Annotated in this window: 11 protein-coding genes; 8 read left to right on the top strand and 3 right to left on the bottom strand. The window is 47.1% G+C overall.

Annotated features, from left to right (window positions below; all coding sequences use genetic code 11):
• Positions 1–101: 101 nt before the first annotated feature.
• The 7 genes from E4N69_RS12110 to E4N69_RS12080 all read left to right on the top strand — a co-directional run bounded on the left by E4N69_RS12110 (position 102) and on the right by E4N69_RS12080 (position 11,501).
• The gene (locus E4N69_RS12110) at positions 102–1,766 is read left to right on the top strand and encodes a formate--tetrahydrofolate ligase (protein ID WP_253823988.1); all 1,665 of its coding nucleotides are present in this window, start codon (positions 102–104) and stop codon (positions 1,764–1,766) included.
• A 23-nt stretch (positions 1,767–1,789) separates the two neighbouring features.
• Complete coding sequence (gene brnQ / locus E4N69_RS12105; RefSeq protein ID WP_253823987.1) at positions 1,790–3,118, top strand: branched-chain amino acid transport system II carrier protein; 1,329 nt, start codon at positions 1,790–1,792, stop codon at positions 3,116–3,118.
• 35 nt (positions 3,119–3,153) lie between these two features.
• A complete protein-coding gene (locus E4N69_RS12100) occupies positions 3,154–4,662 on the top strand; it encodes a flotillin family protein (protein ID WP_253714624.1) in 1,509 nt (502 codons plus the stop codon).
• 54 nt (positions 4,663–4,716) lie between these two features.
• The gene (locus E4N69_RS12095; protein WP_253823986.1) at positions 4,717–5,874 is read left to right on the top strand and encodes a peptidoglycan DD-metalloendopeptidase family protein; all 1,158 of its coding nucleotides are present in this window, start codon (positions 4,717–4,719) and stop codon (positions 5,872–5,874) included.
• A gap of 75 nt (positions 5,875–5,949) precedes the next feature.
• Positions 5,950–10,017, top strand: a complete 4,068-nt coding sequence (locus E4N69_RS12090) for a FlgD immunoglobulin-like domain containing protein (RefSeq protein WP_253823985.1) — start codon at positions 5,950–5,952, stop codon at positions 10,015–10,017.
• Positions 10,018–10,023: 6 nt separating this feature from the next.
• A complete protein-coding gene (gene coaE, locus E4N69_RS12085) occupies positions 10,024–10,656 on the top strand; it encodes a dephospho-CoA kinase (protein ID WP_253823984.1) in 633 nt (210 codons plus the stop codon).
• Positions 10,657–10,664: 8 nt separating this feature from the next.
• Positions 10,665–11,501, top strand: a complete 837-nt coding sequence (locus E4N69_RS12080; protein ID WP_253823983.1) for an SPOR domain-containing protein — start codon at positions 10,665–10,667, stop codon at positions 11,499–11,501.
• Positions 11,502–11,686: 185 nt separating this feature from the next.
• On the opposite strand, the gene thyX is transcribed toward E4N69_RS12080, so the two are convergent.
• From thyX to trxB, 3 genes are read right to left on the bottom strand one after another with little or no spacing between them, the layout of a single operon-like run.
• Positions 11,687–12,523: an FAD-dependent thymidylate synthase gene (thyX, locus tag E4N69_RS12075; RefSeq protein WP_253823982.1), complete on the bottom strand. Its 837-nt coding sequence runs from the start codon at positions 12,521–12,523 to the stop codon at positions 11,687–11,689.
• Between the two features lie 32 nt (positions 12,524–12,555).
• The gene (locus E4N69_RS12070; RefSeq protein WP_253823981.1) at positions 12,556–14,244 is read right to left on the bottom strand and encodes a glycoside hydrolase family 3 protein; all 1,689 of its coding nucleotides are present in this window, start codon (positions 14,242–14,244) and stop codon (positions 12,556–12,558) included.
• Between the two features lie 5 nt (positions 14,245–14,249).
• A complete protein-coding gene (gene trxB / locus E4N69_RS12065) occupies positions 14,250–15,176 on the bottom strand; it encodes a thioredoxin-disulfide reductase (RefSeq protein ID WP_253823980.1) in 927 nt (308 codons plus the stop codon).
• A 108-nt stretch (positions 15,177–15,284) separates the two neighbouring features.
• On the opposite strand from trxB, the gene pta reads away from it, so the two are divergent.
• Positions 15,285–16,292: a phosphate acetyltransferase gene (gene pta, locus E4N69_RS12060; protein WP_253714617.1), complete on the top strand. Its 1,008-nt coding sequence runs from the start codon at positions 15,285–15,287 to the stop codon at positions 16,290–16,292.
• Positions 16,293–16,384 lie beyond the last annotated feature (92 nt).

Below are 16,384 nucleotides of genomic sequence, written 5' to 3'. Positions count from 1 at the left end.
TGGAGGTACACTTTTGATGATGCGACAACGCAGTAGATGCACCGTATATTTCAAAAGGACGTTGCCTTGTTTTTTTCATACGATTATTGTACACTCGGCCAATGAAAACCGATATCCAGATAGCACGCGAGACTCCTCTTAAACCGATACAAGAAATTGCATCAGAACTCCATATAGATTCTTCTGCCGTAATTCCGTATGGGTTTTATATGGCGAAGGTTCCGTATACCGCTATTATGCCTTCCCGTGTAAAAGAGCATAAGCTTATCCTCGTTACCTCTATGACGCCGACAAAAGCGGGGATCGGGAAGACAACGGTTTCTATCGGTTTGGCGCTCGGCTTACAGAGAATCGGGGAAAATGCGGTGTTGGCGCTGCGCGAGCCTTCGCTCGGTCCCTGCTTTGGGATGAAGGGCGGGGCGGCAGGCGGCGGTTATGCACAAGTGCTTCCAATGGAAGAAATCAATTTACACTTTACCGGCGACTTTCACGCCATTACCTCCGCGCACAACATGATCAGCGCACTGCTGGATAACTATGTGTTTAGAACGCAGAATACGCCGCAGGGTTTAAAAAAGGTAATTTGGAAACGGGTGCTCGATGTCAATGACCGTGCGCTCCGTTCAATTGTTACCGGCCTTGGTGAAGGAAACGGTGTTCCTGCCGAATCGGGATTTGACATAACCGCCGCTTCGGAAATTATGGCTATTTTGTGCTTCGCTTCCGACATCGACGATTTACGCCGCCGCATAGAAAAGATTATCCTAGGCTACCGACCGGACAATACGCCGTTTACGGTTAAAGACCTCGGTGTCGCCGGAGCAATTACCGTACTGCTTAAAAATGCGATTAATCCGAATTTGGTACAAACCACTGAAAACACTCCGGCATTTGTACACGGCGGTCCGTTTGCAAACATCGCGCACGGCTGCAATTCCGTTATTGCGACCGAAATAGCGCTTACCTACGGCGACTATGTTATTACCGAAGCGGGATTTGGAGCCGATTTAGGCGCTGAAAAATTCTTTGATATTAAATGCCGCAAGGCGGGACTTTCGCCTGCTTTAACTGTGCTTGTCGTTACCACCGGCGGGCTTAAACTGCACGGCGGCGTTCAAGAAGCGGAGCTGTCCAAGCCCAATAAAGAGACGTTCGTCCATGGATTTAAGAATATGGATAAGCATGTTGAAAATTTGCGTAAGTTCGGACAGACGGTGTTGGTGGTATTGAATAAATACGATTACGATACCGAAGAAGAAATCGAGTGTCTTCGTGCATACTGTCGGAATATCGGAGTACCGTTTGCCGTAAACAGCGCCTTTTCCGATGGAGGTGGAGGAGCAACGAATTTTGCCCGTACCGTTGTAGGGTTGATCGAAACGGAACCGTCGAAGCCGCTTACGTTTACATATCAGGATAGCGATGATATCAAGACTAAAATAGAAAAAATATGCAAACAGGTGTACGGCGCCAAAAATGTTGCTTACTCTGCCGATGCGGAAAAAATGCTAAAGCGGATTAGTACCTGGGGCGTCGATTCCTATCCGGTATGTATCGCAAAAACGCAGTATTCTTTTTCCGACGATCCCAAAAAGCTTGGCGTTCCGGAACAGTTCGGTATGACTGTCTGCGAAGTTATTGTAAACAATGGCGCCGAAATGATTGTGGCCGTTATGGGCGATATGATGCGGATGCCGGGGCTACCAAAAGAACCTCAGGCACTTCGCATAGATCTTGTAAACGGTTATATTGACGGATTAGCATAAATTACTATATTAGGGGGCCTGCTATGAAGAAAGGCTTTAGAGACTGTATCATTGTCGGCTTTGCACTCTTTGCAATGTTTTTTGGCGCCGGAAATCTTATCTTTCCGCCGCTGCTCGGGTTTATGACCGGCAGCAAATGGTTTATTACGTTTATCGCATTCTCTATTACAGGTATTTGTATTCCGATTTTGGGTATTTTTGCAATGGGAAAGGCAGGCGGCGATGTACAGCACTTTGCCGGTAAGGTTCATCCCGTTTTTGCCGATGTATTCGGTACCGTTATTATGCTGGGTATCGGGCCGCTATTAGCGCTGCCGCGGACAGCCGCAACAACGTATGAGATTGGCGTACTTCCGTTTAGCGCGTCGATAAGTCCCGTTGTCAGTTCCATCGTATTCTTTACGATTGTGTTGATATTTTCGATAAAACCATCGAAAGTAATCGATACTATCGGTAAATATTTAACGCCGGTGCTTATCATTGTGCTTGCGGCTATTGTTATCCGTGCCTTTATCGCTCCGCTCGGGTCGCTGGAAAATCCTCCTCCGCAGAATTTCTTTCTAAAGGGATTTCTGGAAGGATATCAGACGATGGACGCGCTTGCGGCTATGCTGTTTGCAACGATTATCATCAATAATATCAAGGAACGGGGATACTCTGACAAAAAATCGCTGTTAAAGATCAATCTTTCTGCCGGATTAATCGCTGCGGCAGGGCTCTTGCTGGTATACGGCGGATTACTGCATGCCGGCGCTTCCGCTTCGATGGTATTTCCAAAAAGCATCAGCCGCACTGCGCTTCTCATCAATATTTGTGCGAGTTTATGGGGTAATGTCGGAACGGTTATTTTGTCGATTTCGATTGCGTTTGCCTGTATTACCACCGCAATCGGTTTAACCGCCACCGCAGGACATTTTTTTAAAAAATTATTCCATAATAAGGTCTCTTATGAAGCAATTGTCATTGTCGTGTCGGTATTCAGCTGCTGGCTTGCTAATTATGGAGTAGAAAATATCATCCGCTATTCGGTACCGCTCTTGGAAGCGTTGTATCCGGTTTGTATCCTTTTAACGGTTATGAATCTTTTGGATGACTATATCCCCAATCGGTACTACTACGTCGGCGGAACGGTCGGTACGCTTTTAGTTAGCTGTTTGCAGGCATTTGCCTCGACAGAAGGTATTGTCAACGATTTTCTCGGCCTGTTCGGCGCAAAGCCCGTCTCCTTCGGTGGTTTGGCTGCGCTGTTACAAAAGCTTCCGCTTTCAAGTATCGGTATTGCGTGGCTTATTCCGGCAATCATCGGTGCGTTCTTATTCGGACTGCTTGGCGGAAAAAAGAAGGATTCCTAAATATCTCAAGGTAAAAGATAGAAAAGGGGGTGTTTATGACTATCGGTATATATATCGCACTTGGATGTTTTGTATTGGCTCTTATTATCATCGTCCTTACAGGGTATGTAAAAGCTGCGCCTGATGAAGCGATTATCATATCAGGATTAAAAAAACAAAAACGCTTTTTAATCGGTCGAGCGGGTATACGAATTCCGTTTTTTGAACGAAAAGATTCGCTTGCATTGGGGCTTATTCCGATAGATGTTAAAACCTCATCGTCGGTGCCGACTGCGGATTATATCAATATTATGGTGGATGCTATTGTTAATATTAAAATATCAACAGAGAGGGAAAAGCTTGAGCACGCAACAAAGAATTTTCTGAATTTGCCGTCTGAAAATATCGGCGCTATTGCCCGTGAGGTACTTGAAGGTAATATGCGCGAAATTGTCGGAAAAATGAGTTTACAGGAAATGGTAAATGACCGACAAAAATTTGCTGAATTGGTAAAAAACAATGCGGAACCTGATTTAGCGTCGATGGGTCTCGATATTATTTCATTCAATGTGCAAAATTTTACGGATAGCGAATCGGTGATCACTAATCTCGGTATTGATAATATCGAACAAATCAGAAAAACCGCGCAAATTGCCCGCGCGGAGGCGGAACGGGATATTGCAATGGCTCAAGCGAATGCAAACAGCAAGGCGAATGAAGCGAAGGTTAGAGCCGATCAGGAAATTGCGGAACGGGAAAATCAGCTAACGATTAAAAAAGCAGAATTAAAAAAACTGAGCGATTCCAAGGAAGCCGAAGCGGCTGCGGCAGGGAAAATCCAAGAGCAGGAGCAACGTAAAACAATCGAAGAAAACACCATAAAGGCCGAGATCGCTAAACAAGAACAAGTTATAATTCTCAAGCAGAGAGAAGCCGAGGCGATGGAGCAATCTCTTGATGCCCAGATTAAGAAAAAGGCTGAAGCGGATAAATTTGCAGCCGAACAAAAGGCGGACGCAAACCTTTATACCCGTAAAAAAGAAGCGGAAGCCGCAGCGTATGAACAAAAGCAACAGGCTGAGGCGTTTAAGGCAAAGGCAGATGCTGACCGGTATATTGCGGAGCAGGAAGCGGCAGGTATCCGTGCAAAAGGAGAAGCCGAAGCGGAAGCCATAAAACTGACTGCCCTTGCCGAGGCCGAGGGTATGAAGGCGAAGGTTTTGAGTGAAGCCGAAGGTATTGATAAAAAAGCCGAAGCCATGAAGAAGATGGGGGAGGCGGCTGTTTTGGAAATGTACTTTAATGCGTTGCCGGCTGTTGCAAAAAATCTTGCCGAACCGCTTGCAAAGGTAGAAAAAATTGTAATGTACGGCGATGGAAATAATACCAAGCTTATGAAGGATATTATCGGGACTGCAAATCAAATTTTTGACGGTACGAGCGAGGCTGCCGGTTTCAATGTAAAATCGTTGCTTGCGGGTTTTTTGGGCGGAAAACTATCCGCTGTGTCCGGACAGACGGGAGCTGCCGATACGCCGCAATCGGATAATCAGCCAAAAGAATAATGGTTGAGAAATTAGAGGTCTTTTGTCTTCCGGTTTTTTGCCGATAGTGTAACTATGGATATAATAACGTATCATGCGTCCGATATGGACTTGTTGCAAAGCGATCCGATGTCATTTGCCGTTCAGGTAAAGCATAGAAATGAATATATAGGAAGACAGGCGCAGCAGGCAGCGGTTGTGGCCGATATGCGTTTTTTCTCCGGTTTTAGCGGAGGGGAGGTACCGTATACAAAACCGCGGACCGCTTCTAACAGGGCTATACCGCGTATACGGTTTAATCCTTTGCCTTTTTTGCTGGTTTTCAGTATTCTATATGCAGTGTTAGCGCTTCCGCTGTTGCGCGGTGGTGCCGGTGCTTATTCCATCCGTACATTGAGCTTTGGTGAGGAGCCTTCGTTTGGGCGTGCGCTGCATTCATATATTTTCCCCGAACAGGAAACCTTTACCGATCAAGGAGCTGTGCCTGCTTCAGATGGTTATGTTTCGGCGGTAACGTTTAAAGATTATACGGTGAGAAAGGGAGATACTGTCAGCGGTATTGCTTCCCGGGCCGGATTACGGAATTTCGGAACGCTGTTGTCGGTAAATAACATCGATAACGCCCGTCGAATCAGTGCCGGGCAGGTATTACGGGTACCTTCGACGGACGGTCTTTTGTACACGGTTAAAAAGAACGAAACCCTTGCGGGCATCGCTGCTGCGCATAACGTAAGCGTTACCGTTTTGCTCGATGCGAACGATTTAACGCAGGAAACCCTGTCCGTCGGACAAAAGCTTTTTATTCCCGGTGCGGCGCTTTCGTCTTTTGAGCTGCGGAAAGCGCTTGGTGAACTATTTATCTATCCGATACGCGGTAGACTTACCTCACCGTTTGGATACCGGAGCGATCCCTTTACAGGGGTACGAAGTTTTCATTCAGGCGTTGATTTGGCAGCACCGATAGGGACATCCGTTAAGGCAACACTCGACGGAAGGATTGCCGAAACGGGGTTTAATCGTATTTTTGGTAATTATATCATTATTACTCATGATAGAGGCTATCAGTCTCTTTACGGTCATTTATCTGCGATTTATGTAAAGCGAGGGCAGTATGTTACACAGGGTGCGGCCGTGGGGGCGGTCGGTAATACCGGATATTCTACGGGGCCTCATTTACATTTGTCTATTTATAAAAATGGGAGATTGATCAATCCCTTCTCCGTTTTAAAATAGGTAATTATTACTAAACAACATGCGGATATCTCTAATAGTTGAAGTTTTTGAAGGTATCCTATTGAGGAGGCTTTTGTGAAACGAATTGTGTTCTCTTTATGTGCATTATTGTGTACATATACATTCTTGTTTGCTTATAACCCGCCTATTGGAGGGGAATCTGCTAATACGTTCTTTTCTCCCGATTTACTGGGTGGTCAGACAAGCGCAACCGGAGGACCGTTCGGAGATGGGAATCCTGCCGAGTTGGCAACAAACCCTGCCCTTTCGGCGTATGAACAGCGGGTCATTTTTGATCTTTCTTATGCCGCTGTTATCGGGTTTAATAAAGGTACTGCCGGTGATTTTGGATGGAAGGGGCATTTGGCAAATATCGATTTCTTATATCCCGCTCGGTGGGGCGTGATTGCTGCCGATGTTCATTTTTTTAATTCGTCGTTTGCTTCACTGCAATGGGGTACCGCCGCTTCGATGCGGCTTTCGTATTCAAAGGATTTAACGGATAAGCTGGCGCTTGGTATCGGGCTCTATGGTATTGTCGGTACCGGTTGGGGTGTCGGCGCCGACATCGGTGTACTGTATCGGTTTGGTGACCTCGGATTTGCGAAGGATTCAAAAGTCGGCGCTTCAATTACCGGAATGGGTAAACCATACAACGCCGGTAGGGGCGGTATTAAGGGGATGGCGAATACAAGCGGTTTTACCGGTATGTTTACGCCACGTGTCGGTTTCGCAACCACTTTTATTTCGGTGAAAAACTTTAAGCTTGGTATGGCTTTTGATCTGTCTTTTCCGACATTCCAAAACGTTGTTTTTGATGCAGGGTTGCATATGAAGTTTGCCGACATGGTTACCTTTAAAACCGGTTGGAACTTTAATCTGGTTGAAACACTGAATCACCGGCAAACTTATATACCCTCATTCGGTCTTGCTTGTACAATTAAAATTAAATCAAAAGATGCGAACGAGATGAATGCATGGGAGCAAAGCGATATTACCCCACAGGTCGCCGTTAAACCTTTATATAATAATATCTGGGTAATCGGTGCAGGGGTAAATGCGAAAGTTGGGAAAACCGATACGGCTGCACCTGTTATTAGTATTAGTTATCCTGAGACTAAATATATTTCTCCCAATAACGACGGCGTGCAAGATGTACTAGAAATTCCGTTATCAATTACTGATGAACGCTATGTGATGTCATGGGAATGTGTTTTTGAGAATGAAAAAGGAGAGCATGTCCGCACAATCGCAAATAAAGAAGCTCGTCCACAGCTGAGCGGAAAATCATTCTTGAAACTGCTGACGAAACCAAAGTCCGGCGTTGAAATACCGAAAACACTGCGGTGGGACGGTATGCTTGACTCCGGTTCGGTAGCGCCAGATGGAACCTACTATTTTACGCTTACGGCTTCCGACGATAATAATAACACGGCAAAAACCGAACGGTATGCCGTGGTGGTTGATAATACGCCACCGATGATTACCGTTACGCTTCCTACCGGACAAAATGCGTTGATTTTCAGCCCTGACGGAGATGGAAATAAGGATACGTTCCTTATCAAGCAAAGTGGTTCCGTTGAAGATAAGTGGACGGTAACCGTTACCGATGCCGGAAATAAGGTTGTGCGCACTGCTGATATCGTAAAGGCGGCGCCTTCCGACTTCCTTTGGGACGGAAAAAACAATGCAGGTGAGTTCGTGCCTGACGGTATTTACACCTATAAAATTGCCGCTACCGACCGCGCAGGAAACAGCGCATCACAGTCTGTCCCCAATATCATCGTAGACACTATTAAACCTTCAGTCGGTATTTCCATCAGCGCTAATGCCTTTTCCCCGAATGGGGACGGTGTGAAGGATACTATCACCTTCTCACCGACAATCCCTGTTCAAACAGGCTTACAGGAATGGAAAATCGATATTCAAAATGCAAAAGGAACAACGGTGCATACGATAACCGATGCCCGCATCGCTCCCATCACCTTTGACGGGAAAAATAAAAGCGGAAAGGTGTTGCCGGAAGGCAATTATAAAGCAGTGCTTTCCGCCCAGTATATAAACGGATATGCACCGAGCGAAACCTCGCCTGTTTTTGCCCTCAATGTTACCGCTCCTAAGGCAACGGTAACGGCTTCGACCGCTATTTTCTCACCGGACGGAGACGGAAAGCTTGATACGGTTACCTTTACACAGCAAATGAGCGCCGGCGATACTTGGGCAGCAGAAATTTATGCGCTTGACGCCGCCGGAAATATGAGTGGTAAGCCGGTACGCAGTTTCGCAATTACAAAAGATAATGCTGCGAATTTTGCTTGGGATGGACGGGACAATTCCGGCGCCCTGCTTGCGGATGGAAAGTACGCCTATCGCTTAGTAGGTAAAAATGATGCCGGTAATACCGGATATTCGGAGCCCGTTTCAGTCGAGCTGAATACCGAAAAGGCGAATGTTATCTTATCCGCAAATATGTTGGCATTCTCACCGAATAAAGACGGTGTGCAGGATACCATTGTATTTTCACCAAAACTGAAGTCGAATACCGCTGCCGCATCCTATACTTTCGGAATCTACGATACAACAGGCGCCGCCGTAAAAACGCTTGCAGGGAATGGCGTGCCTCCAGCATCAATCAGTTGGGATGGTATTGCAGATACGGGGGATACAAAAGGTCGACTCTGTGCAGACGGTTCATACTCTGCCGCTATCGACGTAACACTCACCAACGGGCAGACGGCAAAATCGACTCTTCCCGAAATTATGCTTGATACAAAATATCCCGAAGTAGAAATTTCTGCGCCTTATTTGGTATTCTCGACGGATAGTACGGCAAAACGTCCGAATTTACCCGTAACACAAAGGGCTTCTGTAGAAAACTTGTGGACGGGTAGTATTACCGGATCCGGTAATAGGGAGATGCGGAACTTCGCATGGGAAGGACAGGCTACCGATTTTGTGTGGGACGGAACCGATACTTCCGGAAATAAAGTACCCGACGGAACTTACCGCTATACTATTTTTGCGCAAGACCTTGCCGGTAACAGGACAATCAAGTTTCTTGATAATATTGTGATTGATTCGCGTGTGCCTAAGGCATATATCACTGCGGAATTACCGGCATTTTCGCCTAACGGAGACGGAATAAAAGATACGCAAACTTTGACTGTTCATACGACGCTTAAAGATGGCCTTGCTGCATGGTCGATTGCAATAAAATCGGCAGATAACAGCATTGCTACCCCGGTAAAGACATGGTCGTCGGAAAAAGGTAATGCCTTTGCTTCTTCCCTTCAATGGGACGGTAAATCTGATACAGGTAGGGTTGCGGCTGGTACTTTTATTGCAGAGCTTTCTCTCTTGTATACGAAAGGCGATGAACTGGTTGTCAGTACCGCTCCGTTTGTTTCTTCGACAAAAGCTCCTGTACTTGGTGTTACAATGGCACCCAAATATTTTAGTCCCGATAACGACGGCAACGAAGACGAACTCTTTATTAACCTGTCTGCAAAGTCGGATACACCATTAAAACAATGGTCATTTGAAATCCGTGAACCGGAAGATACTGGCAATAAGCTGTTCTGGAGTACCGGTGGAAAAGATAAGATAACCGAGCAAATTATTTGGGATGGCCGCTCGTTAAAAGGCGAAACCGTACAATCAGCTACCGACTACCCGTATACCTTTACCGTAACCGATGAAGTCGGGCAGATCTCCGTTGTGAAAGGCTATATCCCGATTGATGTGTTGGTTATCCGTGATGGCGATAAATTGAAGATTGCAGTTCCTTCTATTATCTTTAGAAAAAACGCTGCCGACTTTAATGAACTTGAACAAAACGTTGTTGATCGGAATATCAAGGTGTTAACCCGTATCGCAGAGATTTTGAACAAATTCCCTGAATATAAGGTACAGGTTGAAGGGCATGCAAATAATACAAGCGGAACGGAACGCGAAGAAAGAGAAGATCTTATTCCGCTTTCGGGAGCGCGTGCCGATGCTGTCCGTAGGTTCTTAATTGAAAAAGGCGTTGCGCGCGGTCGACTGTCGTCAGTTGGTATCGGTGGTACAAAGCCGATTGCATCGCTTTCGGATCGGGATAATTGGTGGAAAAACCGTCGCGTCGAATTTATCTTGATTAAGTAAGAATGAATGCCACAAAAGATAGCTAACCTTATCGGACTCGCAGGACAGTCCTGCGCGGGGAAAAATCTTGTTGCAGATTTCCTTAAAGAAAAAGGATGTATCGTTATCGATGCCGATAAAGTTACTCATGAGGTTTTGCAGGAACAAAGCGAGGCTGTGATAGCCCGTTTTGCTCCTTATGCCGAAAAACGAGATTTGCAGCTGCGGGGGCAGAACGGTTCATTGGATAGAAAGGCCTTGAGTATTCTACTTTTTTCGGAACCGCCTTTGCTGGCGGAACACGAGGCGTTTATTCTTCCCAAAATTGAAGCACGTATCCGAAATATTATTAATACTGCTTTAACCGAGCAGCCGAATAGGCCGATTGTCCTTAACGCACCGACGCTGCATAAGACCTCCCTAACGCCGGAATGTTCGTTTATCCTTTACATTAAAGCGCCGTTCTTTATCAGGCTTATAAGGGGTAAAAGACGAGATGCTATTCCACTTTGCCGGTTAATTACCCGTTTTTTGCAGCAAAGAGATTTCTTTGCTCAATACCTTTCGCAAAATGCCGATATTGTAAGCGTGGTAAACGCTCGTTCCGTGCAGTCTCTACGGAAAAAAATCGAGCGTGTGCTGCGCGAAAAGGGTTTTTGAGGACAGCTATGGAACAAAAGAAAATCTTATGGGTTATCCTTTCGGTAAGCTTATTCGTATTGATTATTTTCGGTATTGCACTGTTTTTATATTCACCGTCTCGAAATAGCGCATCGGCGCAGGGCGGAGGTGAAACTATTCCGTATGAAGCATCTGGGAATGCTCTTAATGTAGATCCTGATGCATGGGCGCGAGAGCCTGATAGGGTCGCGGGATTAGATAGAAATGCACCCGCTGCTGCCGGGAATATTATCAATCTGAATAATCTAAATATCATTTCGACTGATGGGCAGAGCGCCCAAACAAACGGGATTGACGTTTCCGATTTAACCGTACAGGCGGGTGATGCCGATGTCTCCGGCTTGCCGAAAGAATTAGCGGAACAGATCGGTATTGATACCGCTCCGGAACAGTCGGAGGAGCGACCTGCCCCTGCAAAAAGAGAAGATGCCTCCGCGCAGCCGCAGATAGCAGCAGCAGTGCAAAATCAGCCGAAACCTGTAGAAGAAAAAAAATCTACAAAATCAGGTGCTTCAGTTACCGTTAAGCCTAAGGCGAAAACATCAGTTAAGCCAGCTGCACCGCAGGTTCAGACTCTCTACTGGGTTCAGACCGCTTCACTTGCAAGCAGGATTAACGCTGAACGTGCACGGGATAAACTTGCTGCGCAGCACATGAAGGTCGAAATCTTTACTAAAGAGACACCTTCCGGATTAACACACCGTGTAAGAGTCGGCCCATTTACCAATAACACCGAAGCAAATTATTGGCTGAATAGTATCAAGAAAATTGAAGGTTTCGAAAAAAGCTATGTTACGGAAGAGAAGGTAAAGAAGAATAATTAAATACAACTATAGGGTAAGTGAGGAAAGGGAGCCGCGTTTGTAAGTAAAACCGGCTCCCTTTTTCTTTTTATATCAAAAGCGCCTCTTTATTCATGTGTGGAGGAGTTAATACCCTAGCGCTCTGCGCAGGGGGCGTTTATCCTACAAGATTAAAAAAATAGTCTAATGCGATTATCCTGTTTCTCTTATAACTGTTCGCCAGAACGGATTTTCTCTTCAAAGCGCTCGAGCTCTTTGCCTTTAAGCCCACTTTCTTTGCCTTGCAGCAGATTGCGCACGGCTTCCAATTCGGAGCCGGAAAGATGCACACCGGTTAAGATATGCTTTTCAAAAGATTTTGTTGCAAGTGGAGCCACGCTTCGGCAAATCTCCAGCAGCACAAAGGCGTAATCACGGATTTCCTTTTGAGCATGGCTATCACAACGGAGCTTTAAGAAGTGAAAGAGGTTGTGTAAATCGATTTGCCAATACATTTCCGTGTATGCTGAAAGGGGTAAATTGATACGGGCAAGTTCCCGCGCCAGTTTTGTATCGATAAGGGCACTGTATTCACGATAGGCGGTCTCCTGCTGTGCCTGCAGGGTATCCCGTATCTGGGTTCTCACCTCAAGCGGAGCGGGTTCGCTCATACGTCCCTGCCGGTTATCCGTACTTTGGAACGCGATATCCTCGGACGCAGGCAGATAACATTCATCCCGCATAATCGAATACCGCCCGGAAATTTCGTTGAGCCGTGCCGTACGGTGTCGCACCCATTGCCGCGCAACAAAAATCGGCATTTTTATATGGAAGGTCAGCACAACCTGCTCAAATGGGGACGTATGCTGATGCCGTAACAGGTAATCAATCAGCCCCGCATCTTCGCGAACGCTTTTCGTGCCATCTCCATACGACACCCGTGCCGCTTGTACAATACGCGCATCTCCGCCGAGATAATCAACCAACCGGACAAAGCCTTTGTCCAACACCTTATATTCTTTATCAAGAATTTCTTCCGCTGTGGGAACAATACAATGAGCCATATCTCATATATCGGTATTTTTCTGTTGCGTACTTAATTGATACCGTCAAGCGGGAGATGCCCCTGCGGTTTAAAATCGCCGAGCAATGCTCCGAAACCCGCGGTAAACGAGACCGGCGCGTAGCTGTAAAGAGCAATCGCCGTGGGTATCTCCGGGATACCGGATAGAAACACCGGCGAAAGGCAGGAGAAAATAATATATCGTTTGTTAGGATAGGCTTTATAGAGCTGCTGTAATACTTGGAGCGATGAATCGTTTGCAAGGCAGAAGATGACAGTATCACTTGCAGCCGCCTTGGTAAAAATGCCGTCCGACAGATTACTCGTTTTGGCGGCGGGAAAGCGTTTTAAGCCTGCCTGTAAAAAAGCGGAATACGAACCGGCAAGTAATATCTTTTCGCCCGGTTTTATTGTATACGGAATGTATTTGCCGCGAACAACGGTAATCGCCCGTGCGGCAAGAGAAAGAAAGAATGCCTGTCCTTCGGCATCGGGCAGTTTTTCGGGAATAGCATACACATCGGGATACAGCGGTACCGCATTGCCGTTTTTAAAATACCGGAGTTTGGTTTCGATAATTCTGCGCGCCGCATCTTTAACTCGCAGCCTGAATGCTTCGTTGGTTTGCATCCGCTGTAAATTTTCCGTCCAAAATGCATCGTAGAGGCGCGGCGTGGTAGAAGATTCGATAATATCGTTTCCGGCCTCAAGCGCAAGTTGTACTGCTTTGGCAACCGTACCGGCATAGCGGATGGCTCCGTGCATCATCATATCGTCGGTGATAACCAAACCTTTAAACCCGAGCTGGCCGCGCAGCACGGTTTGCAGTAAATACTGAGAGAATGAGGCAGGCTCTCCGTGTTCGGATACGGCGGGAAAGTGTAAATGTCCGGTCATAATTGCCGGTACCTCCGCTTCGATAAGGTACTGAAACGGAACCAGTTCGCGGTTGTAAAAGGTCTCTTTGGAGATGGCAATACTCGGTAGCTTGCCGTGGCTGTCAAGCGCGGTGTCTCCATGTCCGGGAAAATGCTTGGCGGTTGTCAGTACGCCTGCTTTTTTACTCCCCTGCACAAAGGCGCGTGCTAAAATTCCCGCCGCCTCCGGCGATTGTCCGAAGGAGCGCGGCCCTATAATGGAAGATTCATGGTTGGTATAGAGGTCTACCGTCGGTGCAAAATTGAGATTGATGCCAAGCGCTGAAAGCTCTCGGGCAATATAAAAACCTTCGTAGTAGGCGTCTATCGGATAACCGGAGGCGCCGATGGCGAGATTGCCTGGTGTTTCCGACGTACGTCCTTTAACGTGGCGTATCCAGCCGCCTTCCTGATCGGTTGCAACAAAGAGCGGGATACGGAAGCGGGTACTATTGGCTTTTTTTTGTAAAAGGCTGATTGCCTTCGCAAGTTCAACGCTGTCCTCAGTATTCCAGCCGAATATTTTGATACTGCCGAGACTCCGCTCGGTAATCCAGCTCATTAAAAGGTCGGTCGGCGCCTGCCCCGCCCATCCGAACATGAACGTTTGGGACAGCAGCTCTTCGTCGGTCATTGCCTCCGTAATCCGGCCGGCCAGTTCCGCGGCGGGTACGGGGTCGTAAAAGTCAGGCAGGGGTTTAAGACCGGCGACTTGAGTTTGAGCATTCAGTTGAGTGTTGAACTGCGGTACTACCAGCAGCGCGACGCCGAATAGGACTGCGGCAAAAAGATGTTTACGATGCAAAGCGGTTAACTGCGCAGGGTATCGATGTAAGCTGCAGCCGTATGAGCGGCAATCGCGCCGTCCGCAACTGCGGTAACTACCTGCCGGAAAGACTTTGCGCGCACATCGCCCGCCGCATAAAGCCCTTCGATAGAGGTACGCATATCCTCATCGGTAACGATATATCCTGTTGCATCCTTTGTTGCGTCGGGGAATAATTCCGTTCTGGGATTCATGCCGACAAAAAAGAAGACTGCATCACAGGCAAGTTCCCGCTCCTCCTGCGTTTTTACGTTCCGCAGTACAACGTCCGTTACCTTATCGGTTCCTTTAATCTCCGTGACGGTCGTATCAAATACCGCGGTTATATGAGGATTGTTCAATGTTCGGGTAACGAGCACTTTTTGCGCACGGAAGGTGTCACGGCGGTGCACCATCGTAACGGTATCCGTCAGATTGGCAAGAAAGAGCGCTTCATCGCAAGCGGCATCCCCTCCGCCGACTACAACGATATGTTTGTTCCGAAAGAAGGGGCCGTCGCAGGTAGCGCAGTACGAAACACCTTTGCCTTGCAGTTCTTTTTCTCCCTTTACACCGAGGCTGCGATGCTCCGCCCCCGTCGCAAGGATGACGGCAAGCGCCGTGTAGGTTGTCCCGGCGGTTCGCACGGTAAAAGTTTTATCTCCGTTTTTTGTAACGGCTTCCGCCTTATCGGACGCAAACTCTGCACCGAAGCCTATCGCTTGTTTACGCATATTTTCAGCAAAGTCGAAGCCGTTAACCGGTTCCGCGTATCCGGGATAATTTTCGAGCGAATCGATTAAAACAGCCTGTCCGCCCGGCGCTTTTTCTTCCAGCACCAATACTTTTAAGTTTGATCGGCACGCATATTGCGCCGCAGCCATACCCGCCGCGCCGGCACCGATAACGATAATGTCATAATTTGTATTCACTGTTATAATGTACGAAAAAAGAAACTCTTGGTCAATTGAACGCGCGCCTTGCAGAAAAGGCGGTAAAATAGTACACTCGAGCCTACATTTGTGACTTGGAGGTTTATTATGCGGTTTGTTCAAATAATGAAAGACAAAGCGAAAGAATATCACAATCGCTTGGTTTTGCCTGAAGCGACGGAATCTCGTACCCTACGTGCGGCTCGTGCGCTGGTTGATATGCAGATTCCCGCGGAATTATTTTTAGTTGGAAAGAAGGCTGAGGTCGAGGGGGCTTGTAAAAAGTTAGGTGTGTTAACCAATGGGTTTACTATTATCGATCCGGAGCATTCCGAATGGACGGAAGATTTTGCTGCAGCGTTATACGAAAAGCGGAAGGCTAAGGGAATGACCCCTGAAGAAGCAAAAAAGGAGATGCACGATCCCTTACGGTTTGCGGCAATGATGCTGGCACAGGATAAAGCCGATGCAATGGTTGCCGGTGCGGAGAATACAACGGCAAATGTACTGCGTGCAGGACTTACCATTGTCGGAGTAAAGAAAGGGGTTAAGACCGCCTCCTCTTGCTTTATCGTGGATACCAAAAGTACCGAATGGGGAACGAACGGGGTATTGATTTTCTCGGATTCCGCAGTTATTCCTAACCCCACCGCCGAACAGTTAGCGGATATCGCAACTGCGGCTGCTGAAAGTTATCGTGCTTTTGTCGGGCATGAGCCTGTTGTTGCGCTTCTTTCATATTCGACGAAGGGTTCAGGCGGCGATAAAGATGAGAGCCTCATTAAAGTACGTGAAGCTGTTAAGTTGTTGGATGAGCGAAAGGTAAATTTCTGCTATGACGGTGAGTTGCAACTTGATGCCGCACTCATACCGGAAGTCACTGATAGAAAAGCGCCCGGTAGCCCTATCCGCGATAAGGTAAATACGTTGATATTCCCCGAGCTTAATTCCGGAAATATCGGATATAAGTTGGTTCAGCGCTTTGCAAAAGCCGATGCTTATGGCCCCTTTATGCAGGGATTCGCAAAACCCTTATCGGATCTATCCCGTGGCTGTTCGACCGAAGATATTATTGTAACGGCAGTGGTAACACTCGTACAGGCTGGTAAAAAATAAATCTGAGCTGCCCGTTCGTGCAGATGGTTTACGCCCCCAACGCTCTGAGTCGGGAAATATCGATTTTAGGAGAAGGATTTCCACATCAGATG

Origin of the sequence: Treponema sp. OMZ 906, assembly GCF_024181185.1 — a bacterium.
Lineage (GTDB): Bacteria > Spirochaetota > Spirochaetia > Treponematales > Treponemataceae > Treponema.
The sequence above is the reverse complement of the archived record's forward strand: the minus strand, read 5'-3'. Positions and strand labels throughout refer to the sequence as shown.

Bases quoted from the DNA above. Each gene is read 5' to 3' on its own strand.
- E4N69_RS12110 (WP_253823988.1), top strand. From the start codon at position 102: ATGAAAACCGATATCCAGATAGCACGCGAGACTCCTCTTAAACCGATA.
- brnQ (WP_253823987.1), top strand. From the start codon at position 1,790: ATGAAGAAAGGCTTTAGAGACTGTATCATTGTCGGCTTTGCACTCTTT.
- E4N69_RS12100 (WP_253714624.1), top strand. From the start codon at position 3,154: ATGACTATCGGTATATATATCGCACTTGGATGTTTTGTATTGGCTCTT.
- E4N69_RS12095 (WP_253823986.1), top strand. From the start codon at position 4,717: ATGGATATAATAACGTATCATGCGTCCGATATGGACTTGTTGCAAAGC.
- coaE (WP_253823984.1), top strand. From the start codon at position 10,024: ATGCCACAAAAGATAGCTAACCTTATCGGACTCGCAGGACAGTCCTGC.
- E4N69_RS12080 (WP_253823983.1), top strand. From the start codon at position 10,665: ATGGAACAAAAGAAAATCTTATGGGTTATCCTTTCGGTAAGCTTATTC.
- thyX (WP_253823982.1), bottom strand. From the start codon at position 12,523: ATGGCTCATTGTATTGTTCCCACAGCGGAAGAAATTCTTGATAAAGAA.
- pta (WP_253714617.1), top strand. From the start codon at position 15,285: ATGCGGTTTGTTCAAATAATGAAAGACAAAGCGAAAGAATATCACAAT.